The following is a 24,018-nucleotide window of genomic DNA, read 5'->3' as shown; positions in this document are numbered from 1 at the left end:
ACCGGCGCCGTCATATTCGCCCAGTTGAAATCTGCATGGGCCAGACGCCATTCGACCACGGCCGTATCGCCGCCGGGGAAAACACTGTGGATCGTCCCTGTGAGCAGTTCCTGCGTGAGGGTCTCGGTATCCGGTGTCGCGACCCGGTGGTGTGCTGCGTGGCGGGGGCATCCAGGGAGGCGTTCAGCGCCGCCCACCACTCCTCGGGCAGCTGCGGATCCTCCGTCACCACGGCGCTGCCCACCGGTGCCCCCAGCAGCAGCTCCGTCTCGTCCGCCCGCCACATCACCGGCTCTATCTCGTCCCGCCACGCGACGCCGGCGAGCCAGGCCGGCTTCGCGATCCCGCACAAGGCCTCGACGGACGCGGTGCCGTCCCCGCCCTGGATCCCGATTCGGTCGAGCCCTCGCCTCTCAATACGCACCCAGGTATCGCGGCCCGTCCGCGCACCAATCGAGCGGCGCTTGCGTACTACGGTGTCCCGATTCAGGCGCGTCTGAAGCGACCGCTCCACACGATCGAGAACCTCATCAACCGATTCAACCCGCAAATCGACGGCACGAGTTACATAAACCGAGCGTGTCACGGGCGTGACCGTAGCAGCACGCCAGCCCACAGGGCCCACCTTGCCCCAGTGGGAAGACTCTCCGAGAACTCCAGCCGGGCGATCCAGACCCCCACGAGAATTCCCAATGAGACCATCACCCAGACAGCTTTTTCCGTAGCAGCTCAGGTAGCGGCAAGGCTGGCCTGATAGAATATATCTGCGGGTAGCGCGTGAGCCAACTTCCAGAGAATCTGCATCGGCCGTTCACCCTCCGATGAAACAAACGTCATTGGTCCCGCGTAGAAAAATGGTGGAGCACCGAGAGAGCCGTCCTCTTCCTTGGTCTCCCGGAGAAAAAGATGTACGGTCGAACTGCCGTTGATGTAGCGCTGGCCGGTCGGCGACGAAGCGCGCGTGGTGCTCTGCGACTCCCAGTGGAAAAGCGTCGAACTGATCGCTCGATCGTTGTACATGTTTGTCGGAGAGAAGCCCTTTGATTTACGCAAGGTGACGAAAAAAGTGTCAGCCCTTGCCTCGGGTACCCACTTGACACCCTCACGAACATTCCCAGGGCGGTCCACGCCAAATGCGGCCAACGCCTCATTCTTGGAATAGCGAGCATGAAGACGTAGCGGCAAACCCTCGATCTCCGTAGTAACCCGGTGCATGCGTTCCTCAAGGACAGATGCCACCTCCCGAAGCTCTTCCCGCCGCTGAGGGTGGCTCGCCAGCAAGCTCAGCACCCCCTTGCCTGAGTCGAAGGGGACATCCCCACCAAGTAGCGCGACATGCAGCATGGCTAGTAGACGCGGGTCTCTGGTAGAGCCGTCGCGGAGCATTGCCAGCCGTACTGGGTCATCTACATGTAGCAGGCGTCCAATCGCTCGGCCAAACTTCTGGTCGGCCTTGTCCTCCACGACAGGAAGGTTCTCAGCACGACGACGTAGCTCGGCCCACCCTCCCTTTCCTGACCGATAAAGGTCTTCCAGCTCAAAGCCGGTCTCTTCTAAGAATCTGGCCAGGGAGACCTCCGGCATCGAGCGGAGTTCGGCGACAAGGTCCTTCCAGGGGAGGCGGAGGGCGCGGCGCACGTTCGCGAGGACCAGCTCGGTCACCACGCTGTCGAGGTGGAGGTGACAACCGGCAGGAAGCGTCGGATTGGGCAGCGCCTCCGGGAGCTTTCGCCGAGGCAGCCCAGTGAGTGCGCGCAGGCGCAGATCGAAGCGGAAATCAGCATGTTGATGGCCGACAAAGTCCAGCGCGGTGAGACATGTTTTGTTGGGATCACGACGCAAACCACGACCAAGCTGCTGGAGAAAAACCGTCGCACTCTCCGTGGGACGCAAGAATAGGACAGTATCCAGCTCTGGAATGTCCACTCCCTCATTGAAAAGGTCAACGGTGAACAAAACGTTGACCTCACCCTTTCTGAGACTCTGTACGGCAAGTTGACGACCATCGTGCGATGTGGCGCCAGTCACAGCCAGAGCAGGAAGGCCGTATTTAGTGAACTGATTAGCCATAAATTCGGCATGCTGAACACTCACACAGAAGCCGAGGGCGCGCATCTTTCTCGGATGGGCGATCTTTTCCTGTACGGCCTGCAAAATGAGGCGAACACGGTCGTGGTTGCCAGTGTAAAGCTCGCTGAGCGCTGCCTCGTCATAGCGTCCACGACGCCATGCAACGTTGGCCAGCGAGACTTCATCATGAATACCAAAGTAATGAAATGGAGCGAGAAGCTGCTGCTCAAGCGCTTGCCAAAGGCGCAGCTCGTAAGCAATTTTCCCACCAAAGAATACTCCCACGTCAACGCCATCAGTACGTTCGGGAGTAGCAGTGAGGCCGAGAAGATAGCGAGGCTTAAGGTGCTCAAGCAAGCGCCGGTATGTAGGAGCCTCTGCATGGTGAAACTCGTCCACAATCACCATGTCGAACCGTGATGGATCAAGCTCGTCGAGGTTAATTTTGGCTAGTGACTGAATTGAGGCAAAGACATGCCGCCACTTCTTCGGCCGGTGTCCGGAAACAAGCTTCTCGCCGAACTCCCCGTCGCGAAGCGTCTGCCGGAAGGTGGCCCGGCTCTGGTCCAGGATTTTCTCCTGATGGGCGACGAACAGCACGCTGTCAGCCTTACCGGCAACCGCCAGTCGCCGATAGTCGAGCGCGGCAACAACAGTCTTGCCTGTACCGGTCGCCATGACGACCAGGTTGTGCGTACGGCCGTGCACCTCACGCTCGGCTTCCAGCTCTTCCAGTGCCTCCGCCTGGTACCAACGCGGGAGCACATCCAGGGCCGCGATCTCCAAGGGCAGATCGGCTGGGGCTGACCCGCTTTCCCTCTTGAGCGCTTCAGCCAGCCGAGCCCCGTCACGGGCCGGGTCGTAGTCCTCGAACGCCGGATCAGCCCAGTACTGCTCAAAGGTAGCGGTGAACGTCGATAGCAGATGGGCTTGTTCGACCTGGGTGAGCCGTACGTTCCACTCCAGACCGTCCAGCTGCGCAGCCTTGGACAGATTGGATGAGCCCACATAGGCCGTTGAGAAGCCGGTATGCCGATGGAACATCCACGCTTTGGCGTGAAGCCTGGTGCTGTGCGTCTCGTAAGAGATCTTGACTGTCGCGCCCAAGGCGACCAGGCGATCCAGCGCGGTTCTGTCGGTAGCGCCGATATAGGTCGTGGTGATTACTCGGAGTTCACCGCCTCTGGCGATGAACTCCTTGATCGGCTCCTCAATGAGACGCAGCCCATACCACTTGATAAAGGCACAGATCAGGTCGACACGATCAGCGGTCGCGAACTCTCGCTTGACCTCGGTGCCGATGCTCGGTTGGCCTCGCCCGTTCACAAGTAGAGCGCTGGCGGACAGTGGGGTCATCGGTCGGGTCAACGGTTCCGGACGCCCAGGAACCCCCGAGGTCCGCCGCACCTCGGTAAGCAGTTGGGCGGGCTGCGCGACCCGTTCCCCCTCGTCCTCCGTGTCGAGGAACCCCTTGATGATCGCCTCAGCGATGTGGTTCGCGCGGTCAATCTGCTGCTCAGGGGACTTGGCCGCACGCAATGCATGACGTGCCAGGCCCGCGATATGCCTGACGAGGTGGTCCTCCGCAGCTGTCTGTTCAACGGAGACGATGTCCACCAACTCACCGGGGACTACGCGCAGTCGCCGTTCGAGAGCCTCCGTCAAGATCTGCTCGTAGGCTCCAGGCACGAGATCGCTCATGAGCTGGCACTCTAGGCGGTGCCGACGACACTTATCAGGCCAACCGTCAAAACCATACGCTTATGCGACGAAGCCCTCCATCGCTTCGACCCCACACCGCTCACCGACTCCGCACGAGTCCAATGTCGCGCGACATGGTCATACTCGATTCGGTGAACACTTCATGGCGTTATCCATATGATCAGCTTCTCAGCGATAGAAGGAGCCTTTTTCATCTCACTTCACGGAGTTGAAGCGTGAGGATCGCTTTGACGAGCTGACCTGCGCGAAGAGGGCAGCAGCGTAGCCTGCGCAGGATGCGCCAGGCCTTCAACTGCGCATTCGCTCGCTCACCGGGGCCGCGAAGCCTGGCGTGGGCGGAGTTGGCGACCTTCTGCGAGGTGGGTTTGTCCCTGCCCTTGTATGGCACGCGGACGTGTTCACCGGCACCGATGTAGCCCTTGTCGGCGAGGGTGATCAGACCGGTGGTCTTCAGGCGGCGCGGGAGGCCCCAGATCCGGGCGGCCGTCAGGTCGTGTGCCGACCCCGGCAGCGAGCCGGAGGGCCACAGCAGGGCGCCGTCCGGTGCGGCCAGGACCTGGATGTTCATCCCGTGGCGGCGGTGTTTACCGGAGTAGTAGGGCCGGTCGGCGGCCACCCTGTCGATCGGGATGAGGGTGCCGTCCAGGACGACGAAGGCGTGTCCGGCACGCTTGGCGGCCCGCAGGGCTTGGTTCAGGGTCGGGGATCGACGGGCGAGCAGGGTGATCGCCTCACGGATGTAGCGCCAGGCGGTGCTCACACCCGCGCCGAAACCGGCCGCGACCTCGGCGAGTGTCTCTCCTTTACGCAGGTGAACGAGGACGAGCAGGGCTTGGCGTCCGGGGTCGAGGCGGCGCCAGGACGAACCGATCGTGTGGCGGTGGCGGCGGATGAGTGCGGACAGATAGGACAGCGTCTGATGTGACAACGACAGCGCGGCACGGTAGAACAACAACTTGGAGCCTCTGGTGCATAGGTTGATCTTGGTCGACAACCCTTCTACCAGGGGCTTCTTCCTTTGTCGATCAGATGACACACGCCGCACCGCGCCCATGACCTGCGATTTCAGGTTGAAAAAGGCTCAATGATCGACTCCGCGCAACAACTGGCGACGTCGCGGATCTGTCCCGTCCGGACATGGGATGGGCTCCCCGGCCGGAACCGGCCTTCGTGGACCACCCCGTGATCTCCCGACGATTCAGGGCGACCCCCGATCAGGTCAGGCCCGCGAGGAACTTCGTCTCCGAGCTGCTCGGGGACGACCACCCGCTCCGCGACGACGCGGTGCTCCTCACCAGCGAGCTGGCCACCAACGCCGTCGAACACCCCACCGGCCTGGCCTCCGGCCCTCAGGAGTTCCTCGTCACTGTGTCCTTCGTCGTCCGGGGCGTGCTGATCACCGTCCAGGACTCGGGTTCCCGGAAGATTCCCTGCCAGGGAAACTCAGCGCCGGACGCCACGGGCGGGCGTGGGCTCGCGCTCGTCAACGGCCTCGCCACTCAGTGGGGGTTCCATCGTGACTCCGCCGGGACGATGATCTGGTTTGAGCTCGGCTCAGCCGGCTGAAAGCCGGGTTTGGGGATAACTCGATAAGGCCGCATGGCAGGCCGAAAATCGGGTGTCCCATGCAGAAATCAGCGCTTCACCGAACGGATGGCCATCGTTCGTCTCATGCCTTGCCGTAGGGCTTGTCAGGTATATTCCCGGCGAGGCATATTTGGGGGGTGCCTGTGGATGTGTTCGCTGTGCTTGCTGAGCCGACGAGGAGACGGATCCTCGATCGGCTGCTCAGGGCGGAGAGCAGTGTCGGGCAGCTTGTTGACGTGCTCGCGGTCAGTCAGCCAACCATGTCCAAGCATCTGAAGGTGTTGAGGGAGGCCGGTTTCATTTCCTGTCGTACGGCTGCGCAGCAGCGCATCTACCGGATCGAGCCCAGGCGGTTCGAAGCGCTCGATGAGTGGCTCGCGCCGTACCGCCGGCTGTGGGAGCGGCATCTCGACGCCCTTGAACGCCATCTCGACAACCAGGAGGAGCAGTGACGAACTCCGAGGTCGGCTATCAGACCGACGGGGGACGGTGGACTCTCGTCTTCGTCCGGGACCTGCGGCACTCGCCAGAGAGCGTGTGGGCGGCGCTCACGGACCCCGCCCAACTGGGTGAATGGTCTCCCTACACCGCCGACAGGGACCTCGGGACGGTCGGCGAGACGACGCTGACGATGCTCGACGACGGGCCGGGGATCTCCGCGGGGATGTCCGAGTTCGTAAGCCGCGCGGAACCGCCGACTCTGCTCGAATACACCTGGGGTGGTGACCGGCTGCGCTGGGAGTTGACCGCGCTCGGCTCCGGGACACGATTAACCCTGCGGCACACGCTCAAGGAGCGCAGGTGGATGCCGGAGGTCGCGGCCGGGTGGCACCTGTGCTTCAACGTCGCCGAACACCTTCTCGACGGGTACCCGGTGTGTCCGATCCGCGGAAAGAAGGCGCGTGACCACGGCTGGGAAGGGCTGCGCGAGATCTACGCCAGAGAGCTGGAGATCGTCGGAGAGCACTGCCTCAAGGCCGTGTGACCGGCTGAGCCGAACGGATCCGGGCGCTCCATGCCGCGCTCGCACCGTAGGCGCACCGGTCGTACAAGCCCATGCCGCACAGGTTCACGCGGTACAGGTTCACGCAGTACGGCCGTACGAACGGCCCACTCCCGGGTGTCAGGAAGAGAGAACGGAAAGGCCGCCCCTTTCAAGTCCATTTATCGGAAAATGCTCTGTTTTTTTCGCCCCTTCTCCAGGCATTACCGGCTGCATATGATTCGAGCCGGTTGACTGGGGGACACTGCCTCCCGCCTGTGAGGAAGGGGCACCATGGACCGACCCACCGCACGTACGTTTCCCATCCATCGACCGGACCCGTACGGCGTCCCCGCGGAACTCGCCGAGCTCCGCGGGGAGCCGCCCTGCCGCCTTCACTTCGCCGACGGCGAGGAGCACTGGGTACTGAGCCGTCACGCCGACGTCCGGGCGGTGCTGGCCGACCCCCGGATCAGCGCCGACGACAGGCGCGCCGGCTTCCCCCAGCTGCTGCCCGGCGCCAAGCCGGGTGAGTTGTCGTTCACCCGGATGGACGACCCCGAGCACGGACGGCTGCGGCGGATGCTCACCTCCGAGTTCAGCGTCCCGCGCGTCGAGACGATGCGGCCGACGATCGAGGGCGTGGTCGACGGCCTGCTCGACGACCTGGAGAAGGGCGGCGGTCCGGTCGACCTGGTACGGCGTTTCGCCCTGCCGGTGCCGACTCTGGTGATCTGCGGGCTCCTCGGTGTGCCGTACGAGGACCACGCCTTCTTCCAGACCCGTAGCGCGGCCATCCTGTCCTCCAACCCGCCCGAGGTCGCGGGGCCCGCCTTCGCTGAGATCGCCGTCTATCTCGACCGGCTCCTGGCCGACAGGGAGCGTGAGCCGAAGGACGACCTGCTCAGCAGGATCGCGGCGCGGGTGAACGCCGGCGAGCTCACCCATGACGAGGCGCTCGGCATGGCGCGGGTGCTCCTGATCGCCGGGCACGAGACCACGGCGAACGCGCTGGCGCTGAGCGTCCTGACCCTGCTCGACCACCCCGGGCAGCTCGCCGAGCTGCGCGCGGACCCGGCCCTCGTCCGTCCCGCGGTGGCTGAGCTGCTGAGGTTTCTGACGATCACGCAGGGGCCCATGGCGCGGATGGCGACGGCGCCGCTGGAGGTGGGCGGGGTGACCGTGCAGGCCGGTGAGGGGGTGGTGCTCTCCCTGCTGTCGGCCAACAGGGACGAGCGCGCCTTCCCCGACCCCGACCGGCTGGACCTGCGGCGTGACCCGAGGTTCCATGTCGCGTTCGGGTTCGGCCCGCACCAGTGTCTCGGCCAGAATCTGGCCAGGGTCGAGCTTGAGGTCGCGATCTCCCGGCTGTTCGCCCGCTTCCCCGGCCTCGCCCTGGCCCGTCCGGTCGAGGAGCTCGGTCTGCGCGTCGACTCGGTGATCTACGGCGTGCGCGAGCTGCCCGTCACCTGGTGAAGTCGTGGACGAGCTTCCAGACCTGGGCTGGCGCCTCCTCCTGGGCGAAGTGGCCGACGCCGGGGATCAGCGCGGTGGTCGGCCGCAGGACGCCCGCCTCGCCGAAGCCCTGGGCGTAGGCGGTGATGTCGCCGCCCTCGCCGTCGCCCCGCAGGTAGAGGAGAGGTGTGTCGACCGGTCCCGCCTCGGCGAGGGCCGCGTTGTCCCGCGCGTCCTGAGGAAAGGCGCGGTAGAGGTCGAACCCCGCGGTGAGCGCCGTGTCACGCTCGTAGGCGGCGGCGTGGGCGCGGCGTGACTCCGGGGTGATCCTCGCCGGGTCGACGGAAAGCACGTCGTAGAAGTAGTCGAAGTAGGCGGCCTGGCGTCCCCTGACCAGGGTCTCCGGCAGCGTGGGCACGGCGTGGAAGCCGAAGTGCCAGATGTACGGGTTCGCCAGGACGTCCTTCCAGGGGGCCACGCCGGGGATCACCGTGTTCATGATCACCACGCGGGCGGCGCCGTACCGTCGCAGGTAGGCGTAGGCGATCATGCCGCCGGCGTCGTGGCCGACCAGCGTGAGGTCGGTGAGGCCGAGGCTCAGGACGAGTTCGCGCACCATCCCCGCCAGGCGGAGTTTGGACCCGCCGGGGGCCGGTCCCGTGGAGTCGCCGATCCCCGGCAGGTCGACGGCCAGGAGCCTGGCGTCCGTTCCCGCCGCCTCCATCACGCCCCGCCAGGTCCGCCATGACTCCGGCCAGCCGTGCAGGAACAGCACCGGCCTGCCCAGGGGGTCGCCCGTCTCGACGACGTGCAGCGGGGATCCGGCGATCGGCACGTGGGTGTGCCGCTCCTCAATAGACATGTTTCATGTCTACCAAACGACATGAAACATGTCTATCGGCTAGGCTGGGCCGCGTGAGTGACTTCGAGCGGGGCACAGGTTTCCTGCTGGCGCGGCTGGGGTCGCTGGCGGCGCGGTCGTGGGCCGCCTTCCTGACGGGCCACGACCTCACCCAGGCCCAGTACGTCGTCCTCGCGACGCTCGGCGCGCAGGGGCCCATCGGCCAGCGGCGCCTGGCCGAGCTGGTCGCCGTGGACGCCCGCAACATCGTGCCGGTCCTCGACTCCCTGGCCGCCAGGGGGCTCGTCGAGCGCAGGACTCACGAGACCGACCGGCGCCGCCGTACGGTCGCCCTCACCGAGGGCGGGAACGCCCTGCTCGACGCCCTCGCCGTCGCGGCGGCGGCCGAGCAGGACCGCTTCCTGCACGCGCTGGACCGGCGTGAGCGCGAGCGGCTCAACCACCTGCTCCACGCGCTCTACGCCTCGCACGTCCCCGGCTGAGGGAGCCTCAGCCCGCGCTGATGCAGAAGGGGTGTCCCTCGGGGTCGGCCAGGACGGTCCAGCCGTCCCCACCGGGCTGGAAGCCGGGCCTCGTCGCGCCGAGCGCGAGCAGTTCCTTCGTGGCGGCCTCCACGTCGGCGACCCTGAAGTCCAGGTGGGCGTGCTTGGCCGCGTCGGGCCACCCCGGACCCCGGTAGTCCTCGATCCGCTGGAAGGCGAGCTGGATCGGGCCGTCCCCGAGGTAGGCGGTCTCGTCGTCGCTGTAGGTGATCCTCCAGCTGGTGGCCTTCCCGTAGAACTCGGCGAGCGCCCGGGGGTCGGCGCAGTCGATGATGATGGCGGTCGGTCCCGCGAGAGCGGTCATCGTGACTCCTGTGGTCGTCGTTTACGTAACCAGCTTCCCGCCTACACCGGTTATGGTCTTGAAGATTCTTGCGGGCCGTTTCTGTCGCACCCCCCGGGTAACGTCCCCCCGTGCTGTCCGCCGTGCCCCTCGCCGTCCGCCCCCACTTCGCCGTGTCCACGGTGACCTGCCGCGCCCACCACACCCGCTGGTCGGAGCCCGATCCCGGCGGGGCGCACCGGCTGGTCCTGGTACGGCGTGGCAGGTTCAGGCGGTGGGCCGACGGCGTCGAGGCCGACCTGGACCCGACGATGGCCTATCTCGCGGCGCCGGGTGAGGAGGAGCGGTTCGCCCATCCGGCGGGCGGTGACCTGTGCACCTCTGTGGCCGTCTCCCCGCGTCTCTGGGACGGGCCGTGGACCGGCATGACGGTCTACGTGGACGCCCGGGTCGACCTGGCCCACCGGCGGCTGCTCGCCGCGGCGCGCGGCGGCGACGTCGACTACGCGCTCACCGAGGAGCTGCTCGGGCTGGTCGCCGCGGCCACCGGCCACCGTCAGGGCCGTCCGGGCAACCCCGCCGACCGGGCGCTCGTCGCGGCGGCCCGTGAGGCGATCATCACGAACCACCCCGACGCGGCCGGGCTGTGCCCGCTGGCCGCTCTCCTGGGCGCCTCGCCGTACCGGCTGAGTCGTGTCTTCTCCCGGGAGATGGGCGTCTCACTGACGCGATACCGCAACCGGGTCCGTGTCGGCCGGGTGATCCGGCGCGTCGAAAGCGGCGAACCCATCGAAAGCGGCGAAAGCGACGAGGGCGGCGGAGGCACGGCGCATGGCCTCGCCGCCCTCGCCGCCGACCTCGGCTTCGCCGACCAGGCCCACCTGACCAGGACCGTCCGCGAGCACCTTGGCCACACCCCGACCGCGCTGCGCCGCCTGCTCGGACGGCGCGGCCGGGGTCAGACGGCGGTCACCAGGTGACCGGGAGCTCGAAGACGCCGTAGTTGATGGCCTCGTCCTTGAAGCGCAGCGCCTCGACCGGTTCGGCGAGCCGCAGGCCGGGGATCCGCGCGAACAGCGTGTCGAAGGCGATCTGCAGCTCCAGGCGCGCCAGGTGCTGGCCGAGACACTGGTGGCCGCCGAAGCCGAACGCCACGTGGTGGTGGTTGCCGCGACCGATGTCGAACCTGTCCGGTGTGGCGAACTGGTCCGGGTCCCGGTTGGCCCCGGTGATGAGGGCCAGGGCGCCCTCCCCCGCCCTGATGACGGCGCCGCCGAGTTCGACGTCCTCGGTCGCGACCCGGGAGGTGGCGATCTCGGCGATCGTGAAGTACCGCAGCAGTTCCTCGACGGCCGCCGGGGTCCTCGCCGGGTCGGCGCGGAGCGCGGCGAGCTGGTCGGGGTGTTCGAGCAGCAGCAGGGTGCCGAGCGCGATGATGTTCGCGGGGGTCTCGTGCCCGGCCATCAGCAGCATGAAGGCCATCCCGACGAGGTCCTTGTGTCCGGGGACGCCCGGCTCCCCCGGCCTGGCCGCCAGCCTGCCGATCACGTCGTCGGTCGGGGCGCGTTCCTTGTCGCCGACCAGCGCGTCCAGATAGTCCGTCAGCTCGACCATGGCGCGCCCGCCCTCCTCGGGCGAGGGCGCGTTCATCACGGTCGAGGAGATCTTGAGGAAGAAGTCACGGTCGGCGTACGGCACGCCGATCAGCTCACAGATCACCATGAGCGGGACCGGGTCGGCGAAGGCCCGCACCAGGTCCACCGGGCGCGGCCCCTCCAGGATGCGTTCGACGTGCTCGTCGACGATCTCCTGGACGCGTGGCCGCAGCCGACGCAGCCGCTGGACGGTGAACTCACCGGCCACGGCCCGCCGGGCGATCGTGTGCTCCGGCGCGTCCATGCCGATCAGCGAGGTCGAGAACCCGGGCGCGGGCACCTGGTGCTCGTACAGGACGGGGAAGCCGGGGTGACGCATGTCCGAGCTGAACCTCGGGTCGGCCAGCATCGCCCTGACGTCCCGGTACCGGGTGACCGCCCAGGCCAGGGCACCGGTCGGCAGCCTGACCTTGGAGATCGTCGGGCGCTCGCGCAGTTCGGCGTAGCCGGGGGGCGGTTCGAACGGGCAGGTGCGCCGCATCGGATAGGACAGCGTCGGATAGGTCGCGTCGGTCATCGGTTCTCTCCTGGAGGGGTGACGGTCGACGGTGTTCACGCTTGGAGCTGCGGCCCCGGGGCCTTCGGCCGCGACAGGCCGGACGTCCCCCGCCTACGGCTCCCGCCCCAGCGGCGCATCGCCGGGATCTCGACCACGGTCCGCAGGACCCAGGCCGCGAGCACGCACAGCAGGTAGGCGCCGACGAGGAAGGCGATCCCGGTCGGGGTGTTCCACTGGGTCCGGGTGTAGTGGTTGGCGTATCCGACCCACTCCCCGGCGAACGCGGCGTGCACCGAGAACAGCACCGGGATGTGCACGATGTAGAACGCGAAGGAGATGTCGCCGAGCCTGACCATCAGCCTGCTGTTCATCACCCTGGAACGGCCCGCGAGGTCCGACGTCGCCACCGAGCCGATGAGCAGGGCCATCGGAATGGGGTAGAGCGCGGCGAAGACGAAGTTCTGCGGCAGGAAGTACAGCACGACGTAGACGCCCAGCACGCAGAGCGCCGAGACCACGACCGGGACCCGGACCCAGCGGCCCGTCTGGATGATCTTGCACAGGATCATGCCGAGTACGAACTCAAGCGAGCGGGTGATCGGGAAGAAGTACAGGAACCACTGCTGGGGCCACGAGCCGACCCCGAAGACCTTGCTCGGCCCGTACCCGGCCAGGAACGGTTCGCTCAGCAGCGGCATGGCCAGGGCCACCAGCCCGACGACCGCCAACCAGAACCACAGCCTGCCCGGCTTGATCCGGTTGACCAGCGCGTACAGCAGGGGGAAGGCGGCGTAGCAGAGCAGTTCGACGGAGAGCGTCCAGGTGGGGCCGTTGAGCTGGTAGTACATCAGGTCCGCGTCCGGCCACCAGTTCTGCACCAGGAACACGTTCGCGACCGCCGGGACGAGCCTGATCGTCTCCCCGGCCGCGACGAAGGTGAGCGCCGAGACGACGAGCACCACCAGGTGGTTGGGGAAGACGCGCAGCAGCCTCCGCCGCCAGAAGCGGCGCGCGCCCGGCCTGGCCGACCAGGTCAGCACGAACCCGCTGAGCACGAAGAAGAACGAGACCGCGAGGAAGCCGAGGACCCCGTTGTCGATGAGGGCGTTGTAACCGGCGGCGACGCCCTTGTCGGCGAACACCGAGGCCGCGGCGCCGTGGGCGACGAAGACGAACAGCATGCCGACGGCGCGCAGGCCGGTCAGCGACGAGAGGTTTCCTGGAGTTACTTCCTGCGTGGAGGTCATTGGCGGTCACTCTCCCGAAAGTCGACGGGCCGGGGCGGGCCCCGGTCTCCCGGCGGAGATTTCCTCCCGCTCAAAGGTCGGAACCGACCGCGGTTCCTTGACAGTGCCACAACTTCTCCGGCCCGATTTCTTTGAAAATGCTGTGAAGCCCGAAAAGAACGATGGCGGACGTCAAGAACGCGAACCCGGCTCCGACATATCCGTGAGGACGGCTCCTCGCGGACGGCCCGGATCGGGGACGGGTGCCGCGACGGGTGTGCCGGGCCGCCGAGCGCCCGCACACGGAAAGAGCCGCGAAGTGGCCGCGAAGGAGCCGTGGGAAGCCATGGCAGGAGGAGGCGTCGCCATGCCGTACCGGATTGGAAGACCTGAGAGAAGTCCCTGCTCAGCGCCCTGCCGTCCGTAACCGGACCTCGCACTCGAAAACCCCGCCCGGCCGTCGGAACGGCACGGAGAGTTCGCACCAACCGCACACCGGCTCTCCCCCGCCGACCGGGCGGAGGGCCTGTTTGGAGTCGCGCCACATGGTCGAGTCGTCGAGCCTGTCAGAACCCCGCCCAACCGGACTTCCGTCTCGTCTTCCCTCACTCACGGGAATGCGATTCGTCGCCGCAACCATGGTCTTCGCCCTGCACGTGATGGTCGAGGGGATTTTCGCCTCCGGCGCCTCTCACCCGATGCTCTTCAAAATGCTCGCCCTCGGCGGAGGAGCGGGTGTCGGTTTCTTCTTCGTGCTCAGCGGATTCGTGCTGACCTGGTCGGCGCGCCCCGACGACACGCCGCGGACGTTCTGGCGTCGGCGTTTCTTCAAGATATATCCGAACCACGTGCTGACGTTCCTCGCCGCGGCCCTGGTCATCACCCTGCTGGTGGGAAACGCCGTCGGCCTGGCGGACGCCGTACGCAACCTGTTCCTGCTGCAGGCGTTCTTCCCGCAGGCGCAGACCATCACCAGCGTCAACCCGGTGGCGTGGTCGCTCTCCTGTGAGGCGTTCTTCTACCTGTGCTTCCCCTTCCTGCTCGGCCTCGTGCGCAGGATCAGGCCGGAGCGGCTGTGGATGTGGGCCGCCGGCGTGGTGGCGGTGATCTTCCTCGTCCCGCTCGCCTCCGGCCTGTTGCCCGCGCAGCAGCCGTACCCGATCCTCGGGGTGACCGAGTGGGAGACCTGGTTCGTCTACCACTTCCCGCCGGTGCGGATGCTGGACTTCGTCTTCGGCATCCTCCTCGCCCAGATGGTGCTGACCGGCAGGAGGATCCCCCTCGGCTACACCGGGTCCGTGCTGCTCAGCGTGGTCGTCTACGCGCTGACCCCGCTGATCCCGCCGACCTACGCCTTCGTCGCGGCGTTGTGCGTCCCGCTCGGGCTGGTCATCGCCAACGGCGCCGTCGCCGACCGGGACGGCAGGCGCACCGGCCTTTCCGGGCGGGTGTGGGTGTGGCTCGGCGAGGTGTCCTTCGCCTTCTACATGTGGCACCGGCTGATCCTGATCACCGGTCACGACCTGCTCGGCGCGGGCGGGGCGTGGCCGACCCCGGTCGCCCTCGCCATCAGCGCGCTGCTGTTCGCCGTGACGCTCCTCGTGTCGTGGCTGACGTTCCGCCTGTTCGAGGGACCCGTCATGCGCCGGTTCGGTACGGCGGGCGGTGCCCGGCGGGCCAGGCCCGGCGGTGGTCAGGTGGGCGCGCCGGTGTGAGACGGCCGTCCCGGGCCCCGGTCCGCCCGACACGGCGGGCCGGGGACTCGGGGCGTGGTCAGCTCTGCTCACCGCCCGCCCTGCGGAAGAAGACCGCGGCCAGAACGGCGAAGAGACCGAAGATGACGGTGGAGAGCACGCCGGCCGCGTTGAGACCCGCGGTGAAGGCGCTGTGCGCCTGCCGCAGCAGTTCGCCGGCCTGGTCGGCGGGCAGGCTCGCCGCGACGGAGGAGGCCCCCGCCACGGTCTCGCGGGCGGTTTCCGCCGCCGCCGCGGGCACCCCGTCGGGGATGGCCCCGGTCATCTGGTGCTGGTAGACGGCCGCCCCGATCGTGCCGAGCAGGGCCAGGCCGAGCGCGCCACCGAGGAAGTTCGCGGTCTCCGACATGGCCGCCGCGGAGCCCGCGCGCTCGGGCGGGACCGAACCGACGACCAGCCCGGTGCCGATCGTGAAGAGCGGCCCGGTGCCCACCGCCAGGATCGCGATGCCGATCACGACCGGCACCGGCCCCCACGTCGAGTTCACCACGATCAGTACGGCGGCGCCGAGTGTGGAGACCGCCAGCCCACCGGCGATGGCGACGCTGGGCTTGAGGGACTTGGTGAAGGCCGGGGTGACCATCGTGCCGACCGCGACCGCCAGGCCCATCGGCGCGAACCACAGGGCCGAGACCAGCGGGGAGTAGCCGAGCACGCTCTGCAGGAACTGGGTGACCAGCAGGCCGACGCCGGCCATCACGATCCCGGCCAGCGAGAGCGCGAGCACGACCAGGGCGAACGAGCGCCGGGTGAACAGGCGCAGGTCGAGCAGCGGGTTCTCCAGGTGGAGCTGGCGGCGGACGAAGACGATCGCGAACACCAGGCCGACCAGGATCGCCACGACGGACACGGTGGCCGTGCCGTTCCCGGTGGCGAGGGTCTTGATGCCGTACACGATCGGCAGGATCGCCAGCATGGACAGCAGGACGCTGGTGAGGTCGAGCCGTCCGGCCTGCGGCGGGCGGAACTCCGGCAGCACCAGCGGCCCGGCGATGAGCACGACCACCATGATCGGCAGGGCCATCAGGAACACCGACCCCCACCAGAAGTGGTCGAGCAGGATGCCGCCGACCACCGGGCCGAGCGCGGCGCCGGTGAAGTTGCAGGTGGCCCACACGGCGATGGCCTTGCCGCGCTCCTGGCCGTTGCGGAACATGTTGGTGATCAGGGCCAGGGTGGACGGCATCACCGTCGCGCCCGCGATGCCCAGCACCGTCCTGGCCGCGATCAGCACCGTCGGGTTGGGCGCGTAGGCACTGGCCAGTGAGGCGATCGCGAAGAACACCGCCCCGGTCAGCAGCAGCTTGCGCCGCCCGATCCGGTCGCCGAGCGTGCCCATCGTGATCACCAGTCCGGCGACCATGAACCCGTAGGCGTCGGTGATCCACAGCTGTTCGACGCTGTCGGCGCCCAGCTCGGAGGTCAGCCTCGGCAACGCCAGGAACAGCACGTTCATGTCCAGCGCGACCAGCAGTGTGGGCAGCGCCAGCACCGCCAGCCCCATCCAGGCGCGGCTTGTCGCCTTTGGCTCGGTCTCCTCCGTATTACTGACGGACATATTGGGCTCCTCTTCGTGGATGCGTCCCGTTGGTGAGGAGGTGACAGATAGGGTTACCTCTCACTGAGAGGTCGGAACGGGTTCTCAGATCTTGCGCCGGGGAGTCAAGAATTCGACGCCGTCTCCGACCTCACCGTGGAAGCCGGTACGGGCCGAGAGGAGAACCCCGTGAAGTTCCTGCTGATCATGCACATGAACCCCGAGATCTGGGACTCGCTGACCGAGGAGGAACGCAAGGAGATCATGAACGGCCACCAGCCGTTCATCAAAGCGGTCGAGGAGTCCGGTGAGCTGGTCGGCCACCAGGTGCTCGAAGGCCCCTCGACCAGCGCCGTCGTCCGGGTGAACGGCGGCGTCCCGGTGGTCTCCGACGGCCCCTACCTGGAGACCAAGGAGTATCTCGCGGGCTTCTACATGATCGACTGCGAGAGCAGGGAGCGCGCGTTCGAACTGGCCGCGATGATCCCGGACGCCTCCGTACCCGGCATCGGCATCGAGGTCCGGCCCATCATGTTCTCCGCGGGAAGCCCGGTGTGACACTGGAAGTCGGACAGTCCCTGGGGTGAGCGGAGGGGCATGACAGCCGCGACCGGATTCGAGGACTTGCTGCGCTCGCTCGCGCCGCAGGTTCTCGGCACGCTCGCCCGCAGGTACGACGATTTCGGACTCTGCGAGGACGCCGTCCAGGAGGCGCTGCTGGCCGCGGCGCAGCAGTGGCCGGTCGAAGGGGTCCCCGACAACCCGCGCGGGTGGATGACGACCGTCGCCTCCCGACGCCTGGTCGACCTGCTCCGCGCCGAGCAGGCCAGGCGCCGCCGCGAGGCCACCGTCGCGGCGCAGCTCCCCGAGGTCGTGCCGGGGCCCGACGAGCACTCGTGGGGTGATCGGGACGACACCCTGACCCTGCTGTTCCTGTGCTGCCACCCGGCGCTGACCCCGGGCTCCCAGGTGGCGCTGACCCTGCGCGCGGTCGGCGGGCTCACCGCCGCGGAGATCGCCCGTGCCTTTCTCGTCCCCGAGGCGACCATGGCGCCCCGCATCAGCCGGGCCAAGCAGCGCATCAGGGCCGCGGGCGCGCGTTTCGAGGAGCCGCCGGAGCACGAGCAGGCCGAACGGCTGCGCGTGGTCCTCCAGGTGCTCTATCTGATCTTCAACGAGGGTTACACCGCCACCTGCGGCCCCGACCTGCACCGGACCGACCTGACCCGCGAGGCCGTACGGCTGACGCGCGCGGTGCTGCGGCGGCTTCCCGACGACGGTGAGGTGGCCGGGCTGCTGGCGCTCATGCTGCTGACCGAGGCGCGGCGCCCCGCGAGGACCGGTGCCGACGGCGCGTTGATCCCGCTGGCCGAGCAGGACAGGTCTCGCTGGGACGCCGCCGCGATCGCGGAGGGCACGGCGCTGGTCACCGGGGCCATGTCACGCTCCGGTCTGGGCCCGTACCAGCTCCAGGCCGCCATCGCGGCCGTGCACGCCGAGGCGGCCGACCCCGAGGACACCGACTGGACGCAGATCGCGATCCTCTACAAGATCCTCGAACGGCTCACGCCCAACCCGATGGTCACGCTCAACCGGGCCGTCGCCGTCGCCATGACCGAGGGGCCGAGGGCCGGTCTGCTGCTCCTTGAGGAGCTGGAGGGCGACGACCGGATGGCCAGGCACCACCGTTTCCGCGCGGTGCGCGCCCACCTGCTGGAGATGGCCGACGACCCGCGCGCGGCCCACGAGGAGTATCTCCTGGCCGCCCGGCACACGGCCAGCATCCCCGAGCAGCGCTACCTGCGTTCGAAGGCCGAACGCCTCGGGGTCTGAACCGTCAGCCTGCGGAGGGCAGGGAGCCGAGGAACCCGCGGACGGCCGCGGTGAAGCCCTGCAGGTCGCCGGTGTGGACGAAGTGGTCGGTGGCCAGTTCGACGAGGCGGGTGTTCGGGCGGCGGTCGATCATGGCCTGGGCCTGGCCGGCGGGGATGACACCGCCCTTGGCGCCCCTGACGAGGAGGGCGGGGCAGGTGGTGGCGAGCCAGACGTCCCAGTGGTCACCGTGGACGAGGTCCTCCGAGTCGACCATGTCCTGGGGGTGGAAGGGCAGGCGCCAGGTGCCGTCGGGGTTCTCCCGCAGGGTCTCGGTGAAGTAGGGGGCCGCCTCGCCGAGGGCCTCGACCAGCGCCTCGCGGGTGGGCGCCTGGTACGGCAGCGGCAGGACGAACGCCAGCGGGCTGGGGCCCCCATCGAGGCCGAGGACGACCGGCGCGTCCGCGTTGACGAAGGCGGTGACCCGCTCGGGGTGGCGGGCGGCGAGGTGGTAGGCGTTGATGCCGCCCAGCGAGTGGCCCATCACCGCCACCCGGTCGAGACCGAGGTGGTCGAGCAGGGCGAGGATGTCAGCGAGGTAGCCCTCGCGGGAGTAGTCGGCGGCCCGGTCCGAATCACCGTGTCCCCGCTGGTCGGGTGCGATGACCCGCCACTCGGGGGCCAGCCCGGCGGCGACGGCGGCGAAGCTCGTCCCCTCCGACAGGTGCCCGTGCAGGGCGAGCAGCGGACGCCCCGGCCCGCCGAAGTCGACGTAGGACAGGCGGCGGCCCGCGATGTCCAGCTCCGCCCGCACCGGGGCCACCGTCGGCGCGATGACATGGTTCATGGTTCTCTCCTCGACTCGGCTTCCGTACGGCTTCGCGAGCGGATGCCGGTACGGCCCGCTCTCTCGCCTGTCATGAAGGTATCGGCGATTTGGGCATTTGCGCAATGCATATGCCTAAGGCATTTGCGCAAGAGCGCGTGGCGCCGTGAACAGGGCGAGTAGCATCCCGCTATGGGAAATCGCGAGGACCTGCTCGCCGGGGCGAGGCGCTGCCTGGAGGAGAAGGGGTGGGCGCGAACGACCGTGCGCGACATCGCGGCGGCGGCCGGGGTGAGCATGGCGGCCATCGGCTACCACTTCGGCTCGCGGGAGGCGCTGCTGAACGCGGCGCTCATCCAGGCGATCGACGAGTGGGGCCTGGAGACCGGGCAGACGGCCTCCGCCGTCTACGACGATCTCACCGCGACCCCCGAGGAGCGGTACGAGGCCCTGTGGACACGGCTGTCGAAGTCGTTCGGCACCCACAGGAAGCTGTGGGCGGCCAGCGTCGAGGCGCTGGTGCAGGCCGAGCACTCACCGGAGCTGCGGAGGTATCTCGCCGACGGCCAGCGGGAGGGCCGCCGGGGGCTGGCCTCGATCCTGCTGGGAGTGGAGGAGGACACGCTCCAGGAGGGCACGACGCGCACCCTCGGCTCGGTACAGCTGGCCCTGCTGTCCGGCGTGATGATGCAGTGGCTGGCCGACCCGGAGCAGGCGCCGACCGGAGCCGAGATCCTGGAGGGGCTGCGGACCCTCGTGAGCCTCTTCGAGGCCGCCGAGGCCACCGAGGCCGGGGCCCGGCAGGGGGCCTCCTGAGGGCCGGAGAGCGGAGCGCCGTGCGGTGAAGGCGGGCCCTCGGACTGAACGGGCGGCCCACCGGGCAGGTGGACCGCCTCAGAAAGCGCCCGGGAACGGGGCCCGCGAGGGGTCAGCCCATGCTCTTGGCGCCGTCGAGGGACTCGCGGATGATGTCGGCGTGGCCCGCGTGCTGGGAGGTCTCGGCGATGAGGTGGAGCAGGACCCGGCGCACCGACCTGCGCGCGTTCGGCGGGAACCACGGGGCCTGCGGCAGGGGGTATGAGGCGTCCAGGTCGAGCGTCGCGACCAATTCGTCGGTCGTGCGGGCGACCTCCTCGTAGGCGGCGAGCAGGCTTTCGAGCGTCTCGCCGTCGAGCATGCGGAACTGGCCGGTCCAGTCGGCCTCGTTCATCGTCATCGCCTCGGGGTCACCGGTCGCGAAGCGCATCCAGCGGGCCTCGACGTTCGCCACGTGCTTGATGAGACCGCCCAGGCACAGCTCGCTCACGGTGGTGCGCGTCGCGGCCTGCTCGTCGGTGAGACCGGCGACCGTGCCTCGCAGGAAGGCCCGGTGCACGCTCAGCGTCTCCAGCAGGTCGGCGCGCTCACCGGTGAGGGTGTCGTTGCGGGTCGTCACGGCGTAGGCCCTTCGGGTCGTCCAGCGGGGCCCGGCGGGAACCCTGCTCCGCCAGATTAGGGGCCGGCACCGACATTTTCGCGAGGTCGGGACACCCCCACACGCAACCTTGGCAAGCCCCTCAAATGCGGCAGACCACCCGACCACTACGCTCAGAGGCATGTTCGACCGGCTCATCTGCCAATGTCCGCTCTGCGCCGCGCACGACGAGGAACTCGACGAGTTCGACCGCGGCACCATCCGGAGGGTCGAGCGTGACGGGTGGGCCGTGATCATGATCCCCGAGGACGAGGACGGCCCGGGGTGGGCGTTCACCGTCGGCCTGTGGCACACCTTCAGGTCGCCCGAGGCGGCCATGTTCGGGCTGGACGTCGAGGTGATGCGCCGCTGCCTGAACACCCTCGCCGACCGGGTCGCGGCCGGTCACCTGATGGCGGACGGCCAGGAGCGGGACGACGTCATCAGGAACTACCCGGTCGTCACGCGTACGGTCGACCACAGCTGGTACCGCTCGATGTTCGGTGTGGCGCTGCGTTTCTACCGCAGGCCCCCGCTGTCCTTCATGGAGGTCGTCTGGCCGGACAGGGCGGGCCTGTTCCCCTGGGACGCCCAGGCGACGCCCCGGCTGCGTGATCTGCAGCCCTCGCTGTGGCTGCCCAGGGACGACCATCCCCCGGGGCCGTGGACGAAGCTCACGACCGGCTGAGGGAGGCGCCCCGCGCGATCAGGGCGGGTTCGCCCGCCGGCTCCGGGCCCGGCACGGTCGTGCGCGCCGACGACCCGGAGCCGGGCCTCGACGGCCGGCTCGGCCGGACGTTCGAGGCCGTCGGCGCGCTCTCGTCCGAGGACGTCGCCTACACGGCGAGCCGTCCCCGGCACGTCGACCTGCGGCGGATCGCCGTGCCGCCGACCCGGCAGGCGTAAAGCTCCGGCCCCACCCCGGCACGGCGTGAGAAACACGGAAAACGCGCTATATTTCATGAATTTGCGAACACCAGAGCGACATGCAACTTTTGTGCGATTGTTGGTCCGGTGTTCACCTACGGGGAGGGGTCCGTGTCAAGGCCGACGGTCCGGGAGCGGTTACGGTACTGGTTCGACAACACCATGTCGCGGGGCACGGTGGCGTTGATCGGCTGGCTGGCCCTCATCTCACTGGGGCTGATCGTGCTGGTCAGCCTGCTCAGCCTGTGGCTGACCCCCAAGGACGCCGCGCGCAACAGCGGCCTGCCCGGCATGCTGTGGGTTTCGCTGATGCGCACGCTGAGTCCCGGCAAGGTCGCCAGCGACACCGGAAGCATCCTGTTCGTCGCCCTGATGTTCATCGCCTCCATGGGCGGCCTGTTCATCGTCAGCGCCCTGGTCGGTGTGCTCTCCAACGGGCTCAAGACCAAGTTCGAGCAGTTGCGTGAGGGCAGGTCCCGGATCATCGAGAACGGCCACATCGTGGTCCTCGGCTGGTCCGAGCAGGTCTTCACGATCGTCACCGAGCTGATCCAGGCGCACGCGAGCGGCAGGGGGTCGGTCATCACGGTCCTCGCCGACCGGGACAAGTCCCGGATGGAGGACGAGATCCGCCGCCACGTCGGAGACCTCGGCAGGACCAAGCTGGTCTGCAGGACCGGGCGGCCGACCGAGCCCACCGACCTCGACCTGATGAACCTCGACGCCGCCCGCTCGGTGGTCGTCCTGTCCCCGCAGGGCGACGACCCGGACGCGCACGTCATCAAGACTCTGCTCGCGCTGGCCAAGCGGGCGGGCGACCACCCTCCCGTGGTCGCCGCGATCGCCCGCACCGCGAACATGGCCGCCGCCCGGCTCGCGGGCGGCCCCGACGTCCACCTGGTGGACTCCGACGACACCGCCTCCCGGCTCATCGTGCAGTCGTCCAGGCAGTCGGGCATGTCGGTCGTCTGCATGGACCTGCTCAACTTCGACGCCGGGGAGATCTACCTGCGCTCCGACCCCGCCCTCACCGGCCTGACGTACGGCCAGGCGCTCCCGGCCTACCGGACGGCCACGGTCATCGGGCTGCGCGGTCCCGGCGGCGTCATGCTGAACCCGCCGGCGGACACGGTGATCACCGCGCGGGACGAGGTCATCGTGATCGCCCAGGACGACTCGCTGATCCACCTCGCGGAGGGCGGCGCCGAGGCCGACGAGGAGGCGATCGTCGAGGCCCCGCACGTCAGGCCCGGCCCCGAGCGGACGCTCGTGCTCAACTGGAACGGCAGGGGCCGCCAGGTCGTCCACTATCTCGACGGCTACGTGGCGCCCGGCTCCGCGCTGGACATCGCCTCCGACCATCCGGACGCCGCGATCCCCTTCGAGGGGCTGGCCAATCTGACGGTCAACGCCAAGGAGTGCGAGACCACCGACCGCTACGCGCTCGAATCGCTGGGCCTGGGCGTCTACCAGCACGTGATCGTGCTCTCCGACGACCGCTACCCCGCCGAGCACGCCGACACCCGCACCCTGATGACGCTGTTGCAGCTGAGGGACATGCAGACCGCGCTCGGCGAGCGGTACTCGATCGTCAGCGAGATGCACGACGAGAACAACCGGAGCCTGGCCGAGGTCACCGAGGCCGACGACATCGTGATCAGCGACACGGTCATCGGCCTGCTGCTCGCCCAGCTCGCCGAGAACCGGCACCTGGCGGAGGTGTTCGGCTACCTCTTCGACTCCAGGGGGTCGGAGATCTACCCGCGCCCGGCGACCCGGTACGTCCGCGAGAACACGCCGGTCGGCTTCGCCACGGTGATCGAGTCGGCCAGACGCCGGGGCGAGACGGCGATCGGCTACCGGCTGGCGGAGCGGGCGAACGAGGCGCCGCACTTCGGCGTCGTCCTCAACCCCGACAAGTCCCGTCCGGTCACCCTCGGGGAGGGTGACTCGGTGATCGTTCTGGCCGAACGCTGAGGTCCGCTGCCCGTGCCCTGGCAGCCTCCTGGTAGGCCAGGACCGTCGCCGCCGTCATGGCCAGCGGCATGACGAACAGGTAGAGCGGCCAGCCGATCCCGCCCAGGGGGAAGATCAGCACGAGGGTCAGGACGACGCCGCCGAGGATCCAGTCGACGGGCCTACCGGGAAGGGTCAAAACCGCTCCATCCACTCGTACCAGGGGCCGGTGAGGTGCCGGTAGCCGGCGTCGGAGTCCACCCCGGGCCTGCCGTCGGGGCTCCAGGTCAGGCCGTAACGCGCGAGGAAGCCCGTGTCCTGGAGCTGGAAGGTCACGGCTCCGCCCTGCCGCTCGACGGACGACACCTGGAACAGCCCGGCCCATCCCGGGTCGGCGGAGGTCTTTCCCCCGGCCACGAGCTCGCGGGCGATGGCCTCCATGCTCTTCTCCGACAGCGCGAACCGGACGGCGTAGGAGGTGTCGAAGGTCAGGAGCACGGCGGTGACGGTCCCGAGGAGGGGGATCGCGGCCCAGCGCGCCCAGTACCGCCGCAGCCCGGGGCGGCCGTCGGCGCGTACCAGGCCGACGAGGAGCCGGGGAGCCCAGACCACGGCGATGCCCACGGCCAGCAGACCACCGAAGATGGAGGTCATGAAGTAGCCGCCGGGGACGCTGGCGCCGTACAGCAGGAGAACGCAGGCCAGGCCGGTCACGGAGATCAGCGGGAGGCCGGGGGGTCCGATCAGTACTCGAGTGAGCGGACGCACACCCGGGCCCGCGTACCGTGTCATCGGCGAGTCCAGCGGCTGTTCCCGGGCTTTTCCGAACATGTGGTCATCAAAGCCGAAGTTCGGAGCAGCCGCCAGCGG

Annotated in this window: 25 protein-coding genes; 13 read left to right on the top strand and 12 right to left on the bottom strand. The window is 68.4% G+C overall.

Annotated features, from left to right (window positions below):
• Positions 1-10: 10 nt before the first annotated feature.
• The 3 genes from ACFYY8_RS07665 to ACFYY8_RS07655 all read right to left on the bottom strand — a co-directional run bounded on the left by ACFYY8_RS07665 (position 11) and on the right by ACFYY8_RS07655 (position 4,747).
• Complete coding sequence (locus ACFYY8_RS07665; protein WP_390038250.1) at positions 11-586, bottom strand: hypothetical protein; 576 nt, start codon at positions 584-586, stop codon at positions 11-13.
• A gap of 143 nt (positions 587-729) precedes the next feature.
• On the bottom strand, positions 730-3,771 hold the full coding sequence (locus ACFYY8_RS07660) for a DUF3427 domain-containing protein (RefSeq protein WP_390038248.1): 3,042 nt from the start codon (positions 3,769-3,771) through the stop codon (positions 730-732).
• 211 nt (positions 3,772-3,982) lie between these two features.
• Positions 3,983-4,747: a transposase family protein gene (locus tag ACFYY8_RS07655; protein WP_390038246.1), complete on the bottom strand. Its 765-nt coding sequence runs from the start codon at positions 4,745-4,747 to the stop codon at positions 3,983-3,985.
• A 227-nt stretch (positions 4,748-4,974) separates the two neighbouring features.
• Here ACFYY8_RS07655 and ACFYY8_RS07650 point away from each other — a divergent pair, with 227 nt between their 5' ends.
• The 4 genes from ACFYY8_RS07650 (at position 4,975) to ACFYY8_RS07635 (ending at position 7,837) form a co-directional block, all read left to right on the top strand.
• Entirely contained in the window at positions 4,975-5,358 is a 384-nt protein-coding gene (locus tag ACFYY8_RS07650) for an ATP-binding protein (protein WP_390038244.1), read from the top strand.
• A gap of 158 nt (positions 5,359-5,516) precedes the next feature.
• Complete coding sequence (locus tag ACFYY8_RS07645) at positions 5,517-5,831, top strand: metalloregulator ArsR/SmtB family transcription factor (protein ID WP_352014217.1); 315 nt, start codon at positions 5,517-5,519, stop codon at positions 5,829-5,831.
• Complete coding sequence (locus ACFYY8_RS07640) at positions 5,828-6,364, top strand: SRPBCC family protein (protein WP_390038242.1); 537 nt, start codon at positions 5,828-5,830, stop codon at positions 6,362-6,364. Before ACFYY8_RS07645 ends, ACFYY8_RS07640 begins: the two co-directional genes overlap by 4 nt.
• Positions 6,365-6,655: 291 nt before the next feature.
• On the top strand, positions 6,656-7,837 hold the full coding sequence (locus ACFYY8_RS07635) for a cytochrome P450 (protein ID WP_390038239.1): 1,182 nt from the start codon (positions 6,656-6,658) through the stop codon (positions 7,835-7,837).
• Here the strand turns inward: ACFYY8_RS07635 and ACFYY8_RS07630 are convergent.
• Entirely contained in the window at positions 7,827-8,678 is an 852-nt protein-coding gene (locus ACFYY8_RS07630) for an alpha/beta fold hydrolase (protein WP_390038237.1), read from the bottom strand. The two genes, ACFYY8_RS07635 and ACFYY8_RS07630, sit on opposite strands and share 11 nt — an antisense overlap.
• A gap of 53 nt (positions 8,679-8,731) precedes the next feature.
• Here ACFYY8_RS07630 and ACFYY8_RS07625 point away from each other — a divergent pair, with 53 nt between their 5' ends.
• The gene (locus tag ACFYY8_RS07625) at positions 8,732-9,160 is read left to right on the top strand and encodes a MarR family winged helix-turn-helix transcriptional regulator (protein WP_390038235.1); all 429 of its coding nucleotides are present in this window, start codon (positions 8,732-8,734) and stop codon (positions 9,158-9,160) included.
• Positions 9,161-9,167: 7 nt separating this feature from the next.
• Here ACFYY8_RS07625 and ACFYY8_RS07620 read toward each other — a convergent pair whose 3' ends face one another.
• Positions 9,168-9,524 carry a VOC family protein gene (locus ACFYY8_RS07620; protein WP_362779376.1) on the bottom strand — a complete coding sequence of 119 codons (357 nt, stop codon included), beginning with the start codon at positions 9,522-9,524 and terminating at the stop codon, positions 9,168-9,170.
• 110 nt (positions 9,525-9,634) lie between these two features.
• On the opposite strand from ACFYY8_RS07620, the gene ACFYY8_RS07615 reads away from it, so the two are divergent.
• Complete coding sequence (locus ACFYY8_RS07615) at positions 9,635-10,483, top strand: AraC family transcriptional regulator (RefSeq protein WP_390038232.1); 849 nt, start codon at positions 9,635-9,637, stop codon at positions 10,481-10,483.
• On the opposite strand, the gene ACFYY8_RS07610 is transcribed toward ACFYY8_RS07615, so the two are convergent.
• A complete protein-coding gene (locus ACFYY8_RS07610; RefSeq protein ID WP_390038230.1) occupies positions 10,473-11,675 on the bottom strand; it encodes a cytochrome P450 in 1,203 nt (400 codons plus the stop codon). The two genes, ACFYY8_RS07615 and ACFYY8_RS07610, sit on opposite strands and share 11 nt — an antisense overlap.
• A gap of 35 nt (positions 11,676-11,710) precedes the next feature.
• Positions 11,711-12,904, bottom strand: a complete 1,194-nt coding sequence (locus ACFYY8_RS07605) for an acyltransferase family protein (RefSeq protein WP_390038228.1) — start codon at positions 12,902-12,904, stop codon at positions 11,711-11,713.
• A 596-nt stretch (positions 12,905-13,500) separates the two neighbouring features.
• Here ACFYY8_RS07605 and ACFYY8_RS07600 point away from each other — a divergent pair.
• Positions 13,501-14,598, top strand: coding sequence for an acyltransferase family protein (locus ACFYY8_RS07600; protein ID WP_390038226.1), 1,098 nt, complete (start codon positions 13,501-13,503; stop codon positions 14,596-14,598).
• Between the two features lie 58 nt (positions 14,599-14,656).
• Here ACFYY8_RS07600 and ACFYY8_RS07595 read toward each other — a convergent pair whose 3' ends face one another.
• Entirely contained in the window at positions 14,657-16,195 is a 1,539-nt protein-coding gene (locus ACFYY8_RS07595) for an MFS transporter (RefSeq protein ID WP_390038224.1), read from the bottom strand.
• A gap of 168 nt (positions 16,196-16,363) precedes the next feature.
• Between ACFYY8_RS07595 and ACFYY8_RS07590 the strand changes: the two genes are divergently transcribed.
• On the top strand, positions 16,364-16,732 hold the full coding sequence (locus ACFYY8_RS07590) for a YciI family protein (RefSeq protein WP_352014228.1): 369 nt from the start codon (positions 16,364-16,366) through the stop codon (positions 16,730-16,732).
• A 39-nt stretch (positions 16,733-16,771) separates the two neighbouring features.
• A complete protein-coding gene (locus ACFYY8_RS07585) occupies positions 16,772-18,007 on the top strand; it encodes an RNA polymerase sigma factor (protein WP_390038222.1) in 1,236 nt (411 codons plus the stop codon).
• Positions 18,008-18,011: 4 nt separating this feature from the next.
• Here the strand turns inward: ACFYY8_RS07585 and ACFYY8_RS07580 are convergent, their stop codons facing one another.
• Entirely contained in the window at positions 18,012-18,833 is an 822-nt protein-coding gene (locus ACFYY8_RS07580; RefSeq protein ID WP_390038220.1) for an alpha/beta fold hydrolase, read from the bottom strand.
• 171 nt (positions 18,834-19,004) lie between these two features.
• Between ACFYY8_RS07580 and ACFYY8_RS07575 the strand changes: the two genes are divergently transcribed.
• Positions 19,005-19,628, top strand: a complete 624-nt coding sequence (locus ACFYY8_RS07575) for a TetR/AcrR family transcriptional regulator (RefSeq protein WP_390038218.1) — start codon at positions 19,005-19,007, stop codon at positions 19,626-19,628.
• Positions 19,629-19,740: 112 nt separating this feature from the next.
• On the opposite strand, the gene ACFYY8_RS07570 is transcribed toward ACFYY8_RS07575, so the two are convergent.
• Complete coding sequence (locus tag ACFYY8_RS07570; protein WP_390038216.1) at positions 19,741-20,247, bottom strand: DinB family protein; 507 nt, start codon at positions 20,245-20,247, stop codon at positions 19,741-19,743.
• Positions 20,248-20,407: 160 nt separating this feature from the next.
• On the opposite strand from ACFYY8_RS07570, the gene ACFYY8_RS07565 reads away from it, so the two are divergent.
• The 3 genes from ACFYY8_RS07565 (at position 20,408) to ACFYY8_RS07555 (ending at position 23,169) form a co-directional block, all read left to right on the top strand.
• On the top strand, positions 20,408-20,953 hold the full coding sequence (locus tag ACFYY8_RS07565) for a DUF4262 domain-containing protein (RefSeq protein WP_390038214.1): 546 nt from the start codon (positions 20,408-20,410) through the stop codon (positions 20,951-20,953).
• Positions 20,929-21,171: a hypothetical protein gene (locus ACFYY8_RS07560; RefSeq protein ID WP_390038212.1), complete on the top strand. Its 243-nt coding sequence runs from the start codon at positions 20,929-20,931 to the stop codon at positions 21,169-21,171. The genes ACFYY8_RS07565 and ACFYY8_RS07560 overlap by 25 nt, the downstream gene beginning before the upstream one ends.
• Before the next feature lie 132 nt (positions 21,172-21,303).
• Positions 21,304-23,169 (top strand): potassium transporter TrkA, encoded by a 1,866-nt coding sequence (locus tag ACFYY8_RS07555; RefSeq protein WP_390038210.1) that lies wholly within the window; start codon positions 21,304-21,306, stop codon positions 23,167-23,169.
• Here the strand turns inward: ACFYY8_RS07555 and ACFYY8_RS07550 are convergent.
• Positions 23,123-23,347, bottom strand: a complete 225-nt coding sequence (locus ACFYY8_RS07550) for a hypothetical protein (RefSeq protein WP_390038208.1) — start codon at positions 23,345-23,347, stop codon at positions 23,123-23,125. The genes ACFYY8_RS07555 and ACFYY8_RS07550 overlap by 47 nt on opposite strands.
• Positions 23,344-23,979, bottom strand: a complete 636-nt coding sequence (locus tag ACFYY8_RS07545) for a hypothetical protein (RefSeq protein ID WP_390038206.1) — start codon at positions 23,977-23,979, stop codon at positions 23,344-23,346. Before ACFYY8_RS07545 ends, ACFYY8_RS07550 begins: the two co-directional genes overlap by 4 nt.
• Positions 23,980-24,018 lie beyond the last annotated feature (39 nt).

This window comes from Streptosporangium sp. NPDC001559, from assembly GCF_042893955.1.
Classification (GTDB): Bacteria; Actinomycetota; Actinomycetes; order Streptosporangiales; family Streptosporangiaceae; genus Streptosporangium.
The sequence above is the reverse complement of the archived record's forward strand: the minus strand, read 5'-3'. Positions and strand labels throughout refer to the sequence as shown.